4 protein-coding genes are annotated in these 4,531 nt (G+C 64.0%); all 4 read right to left on the reverse strand.

Annotated features, from left to right (window positions below; genetic code table 11):
* Window positions 1-875 (reverse strand): SDR family NAD(P)-dependent oxidoreductase (locus tag AZG88_RS07360; RefSeq protein WP_061697355.1); only part of this gene is annotated, 875 nt, incomplete at its 3' end.
* Between the two features lie 29 nt (window positions 876-904).
* The gene (locus AZG88_RS07365) at window positions 905-2,518 is read right to left on the reverse strand and encodes a flavin-containing monooxygenase (protein WP_156517443.1); all 1,614 of its coding nucleotides are present in this window, start codon (window positions 2,516-2,518) and stop codon (window positions 905-907) included.
* Between the two features lie 28 nt (window positions 2,519-2,546).
* Window positions 2,547-3,503 (reverse strand): hypothetical protein, encoded by a 957-nt coding sequence (locus tag AZG88_RS07370; RefSeq protein ID WP_197436012.1) that lies wholly within the window; start codon window positions 3,501-3,503, stop codon window positions 2,547-2,549.
* Between the two features lie 257 nt (window positions 3,504-3,760).
* Window positions 3,761-4,531 (reverse strand): cytochrome P450 (locus tag AZG88_RS07375; RefSeq protein WP_231913860.1); only part of this gene is annotated, 771 nt, incomplete at its 5' end.

A 4,531-nucleotide genomic window follows, 5' to 3' on the forward strand; every position in this document is an offset into this window, starting at 1 on the left:
TAGAAATCGGACCGATCCGTGATCCGCGCCATTCCGTCGACGACGTCCGAGATGGTCACGCTGTGCGGATCGGGATGCAGGTACCCCTCCGTCACCCCCACGAACAGGTGCGCGAACCGCCCGGCCCCCGCAAGGTAGGTCTGCCCGCTGACCTCACACGCCTCGTGCGCGAGGTAACCCACCATCGGGGCGACGAGCGCAGGGTCCATGTCCGACTTCGGCTCGTCCCGCCCCTTGCGCATCTGGTCCATGCCGTCCGACGGGGCGCCACCCATCCGCGTCATCGCATTCGGTGCGATCACGTTGATCTTGATGTCGTGCTCCCCGGCCGAGAGGGTCATGCTGTTCGCCATCCCGATCACCGCCGCCTTGGCGGTGGCATACCCGAGGTTGTCCGGCAGCCCGAACATCCCGATCGAGGTGGTGATGACGATGCGCCCGTAGTTCTGCTCGAGCATGTGCGGCCACGCCGCGTGGGAGGTGTGGAAGGCGCCCCTGACGTGGACGGCCAGGTGACTGTCGATGTTGTCCGCATCCACCCCGGGCAGACCCCCGAACCGGACATTGCCCGCATTGTTCACGACAACATCGATCCGCCCGAAATTCTCCAATGCCGTGTCGATGGCCTGCTTGCCACCCGCGACGGTCGAGATGTCGCTGACGTCGGCGACCGCGATGCCGCCGGCGTCGACGATCTCCCGGACCACGGTCTCCGCCGGACTGCCATCGGCACCGGACCCGTCGATCGTGCCCCCGAGGTCGTTCACCACGACCTTCGCGCCCAGCCCGCCGAGTAGGTGCGCATAGGCCCGCCCGATCCCGCGACCGGCACCGGTCACGACCGCAACCCGGCCGTCGAACCTGTACTTCTCCATCGCCAATACCTTCTGTGTTGGTTGCCGATTCACGACAGGAACCGCGCGTACTTCGAATCCAGAACCTCGCTCATCGCCTCACGCAGCTTCGGCCGGCCACCCGGGTTGAGCAGAAAGCTGCGGGGCTTACCCGCAATGTTGGTGCCGTAGAAATAACTGGCCTCCCCGAACGACGAATGCACGGCGAGTTCCTCGACCATCTGGTTCCACTTCTGTTCCAGATCGGCGGGCACCTCCATCACCGTGTGCCCCCGCTCGCGCATGTACTCGAGCGCATCGGCAACGAAGTTCACCTGATCCTCCGCATACCGGGGATTGTTCCCGGCCGCACCGTGCGGCCCACCCGGGAAGAAAAAGTTCGGGAACTCCCGGCACATGGTGCCGGCGAACGTGCGCGGACCACCCGCCCAGTAGTCCTCCAACGCCAGACCACCACGCCCACGAATACCCATCCTCGTCAGCGCCCCGGTGCCGAAGTCGAACCCGGACGCCCACACGATGATGTCGAACTCCCGCGGCCCGTCCGCGGTGTCGATCCCGGTCTCCGTCACCCGAAGGATCGGAGTCTCCGACAGGTCGACCAGCGAGACCTTCGGGTTGTTGTAGGCCTCGAAGTAATCCGTCGTGAACGGCGGCCGCTTCGCCGCCCAGCCGTGGTCGCGGGGGATCAGTTTCTCCGCAGTTTCGGGATCGGTGACGATGCCCCGGATCTTCTCCGCCATGAACCGGCACCAGTCCTCGTTGGCGGCGGAGTCGGTCATCGTGTCGGCATAGTTGCTGATCACCTTCGAAAAACCCGGGCTGGTCCACATCTTCTCGTAACGCGCCCACCGCTGCTGCTTGCCGTCCTCGAACGCCTTGCGGGTATCACGCTGATGCAGGAACCCACTGACCGACGCGTTCAGAATCTCGCGCATCTGCTCGAAGTCGGCCCGCAGCTGCGCATACTGCTCCGCCGAGATCGGCTCGTTCGACAACGGCGTGCACCAGTTCGGGGTCCGCTGATACACCGTCAACGACTCCACCTCGTCGGCGATGACCGGAATGACCTGCACACCACTGGCCCCGGTCCCGATCACCGCGACCCGCTTACCGGTGAAATCGACCGGCTCGTCCGGCCACAACCCGGTGTGATGCGCAATCCCCCGGAAGCTCTCCCGGCCCGGCACCCCCGGGAACGCCGGGACCGACAACACACCCGTCGCGGCGACGAGGAACCGCGCCCGCACCACCGTCCCGTCACTGGCGCGCACCAGCCAAGTGGCCGTGCCCTCCTCGAAAACAGCGGAGGTGACCCGGGCACCGAACCGGATGTGCCGACGCAGATCCAATGCGTCGACCACATAATTGAAGTACCGCTCGTTCTCCGGCTGACCGGCGAACCGCTCGGTCCACTCCCACCCCTCGAACAACTCCTTCGAGAACAGGTATCCGTAGGTGTAACTCTCCGAATCCAGCCGCGCACCCGGGTACCGGTTCCAATACCACACTCCACCGACCCCGTCACCGGCCTCCAACGCCAGCGTCGAAAAACCCGCCTCACGGGCCCGGTACAACTGATGGATCCCGGTCACCCCCGCACCGACCACCAACACATCCACGGTCACCACATCACCGGAGGTGACAGCATCCAACGCACTCATCAACATTGCCTCTCGTCGCTACTCGCAGTCATCCCACATCCCGCGGATCGCCCGGCGTCAGGGCAGTGGTGAAAACCCACGGAATCCCCAGGCTCGAAACCGGATCCGTAACGATGACCTCACCGGTACGCACCCGCAGGTCCACACCCTGCTCTTTCAAATGCCGCTCCACCCGATCCAGATCCACGACCTTCCAGGTGATCGCATGGTAGGTATCGTTCGGCGCCGCCCCCGCCCAGTCCACATACGCCGCGGTCCCCGCATCCGGAACCGCATACTCGAACACCGCATCCGCGAGATGCACATACGTGCTGCTCGCACCGAGCACCTCGTTGCGGCCCCGGTGAATCACGGTGCCCCCCAAACCGTCCACCACAACCCGCAACGCCCGCTCCGGGCGATCGGTCAAAACCGTGTGATGCGAACACCGCTCGATGCCCAACGGATCATCATCGGACACGGCCGGCACCTCCCAGCCCGGCACCAGCCGATGATCCAACGGAAACGGAATCTGCGGCAAGAACTCGTACCGCAGACCCGCACTCTCGGGCACCGTGAAAAAGATCGGCATCGGCGAACCCGGCGCCGACGGCGGATTGTCGCCGTCGGCAACCTCCCCCCGCTGCCCCACCATGGCGATGCCGAGTGCCTTGAGTCGGCGATAGGCATCGGCGATCCCGTCGACATACCACCCGAACCCCTTCAGATGCGGACCGTCGACACTCGCGTACTGCTGAACACCATCGAGCACATACCGTTTCGGATCAATCGTGTCGAACAGCACATCACTGATCGGAGTGAACGTCGAATAGTCCGTAGGATAACCCTCGCTCGCGGGAGCATTGCGGGTCATCTCGGAGATGGGTCGGCTCGGACGACCGAAGACCCGCCCGAACCACACCTCCGCCTCGCGGAGATCGGTCACATGGTGACTCGGATGATACAACCGCGTCAGATGAAACTGTTGCTTGTCAGCGTCCGACATGGACGTCCTCCTCCACTTCGCTTCGGGCGTATGGCCGCCCGGTAGCATTTCGTGATCAAACGGGTGTGATCCCTTGTGACCGAGACCGGTCAGTCGATCGCCACCGAGGTCTCAGGTCTCCTCATGGCCGTTGGTGTGTGGCCAATGCAGCTCGGTGCGAATTGGCACCGAAACCGAGTGTGCCGATCAGCGAACTTCGCGACCCATGCGACCCGAGATATTCTCTGCACCAGACGGACACAGGACGGAAGCGGGTTCTACCAGGCGACCGGTAGCTCGTAGATCCCGTACGCCTGCGAATCCTCCTTGAATTTCAACTCGGAGATGTCGGCGTCGAGCCGCAGCGTGGGGATACGACGGAAGAGCGTGCTGAAGACGACGTGCAGCTCGATGCGAGCCAGCTGCTGTCCGACGCACTGATGCGGGCCCCACCCGAAGGCGAGATGATGCGACGAGGTACGGGTCAGATCCAGCTTCCCGGGTTCGGGAAACGCCTCGGCGTCCCAGTTCGCTGCCGGAAGCGAGACGATCACGCCCTCGCCCGCCCGGATGGTCTCGCCTTCGAACTCGATGTCATCGATTGCCGCCCGGCGCGCCAGCAGATGGGGAAGGGTCAAGTAGCGCAACAGTTCCTCGACGGCGTTGGTCACGAATTTCGAGTCGTCGGATCGCTCACGCAGGACTGCGAGCTGCTCTTCATTCTGCAGCATCAGTGCGGTGCCCAGGGTGATCATGTTGGCGCTGGTGTCGTGACCGGCGACGAGCAGGATAAGCCCGAGGCGAGAGGCCTCGTCGAGCGTCAGCTCGCCGTCCTTCACGCGCATCCCCAGGTCGGACAGGAGGTCCTCGGCGGGTTCGCCCATCTTGGCGTCGATCAGCCGCGCTATGTAGCGGCGAAGTTCGGCAACCGTTTCGGCCGCTTCCTCCGGGGTCTTGTTCACCGAATTTGTGACGCCGGCATGCCTATGGAAGAACTCGTGATCCTCGTAAGGCACTCCGAGAAGCTCACAGATCATCAGTGACGGCAG

This window comes from Rhodococcus sp. LB1 (assembly GCF_001583455.1).
Lineage (GTDB): Bacteria > Actinomycetota > Actinomycetes > Mycobacteriales > Mycobacteriaceae > Rhodococcus_F > Rhodococcus_F opacus.

Bases quoted from the DNA above. Each gene is read 5' to 3' on its own strand.
- AZG88_RS07365 (WP_156517443.1), bottom strand. From the start codon at position 2,518: ATGAGTGCGTTGGATGCTGTCACCTCCGGTGATGTGGTGACCGTGGAT.
- AZG88_RS07370 (WP_197436012.1), bottom strand. From the start codon at position 3,503: ATGTCGGACGCTGACAAGCAACAGTTTCATCTGACGCGGTTGTATCAT.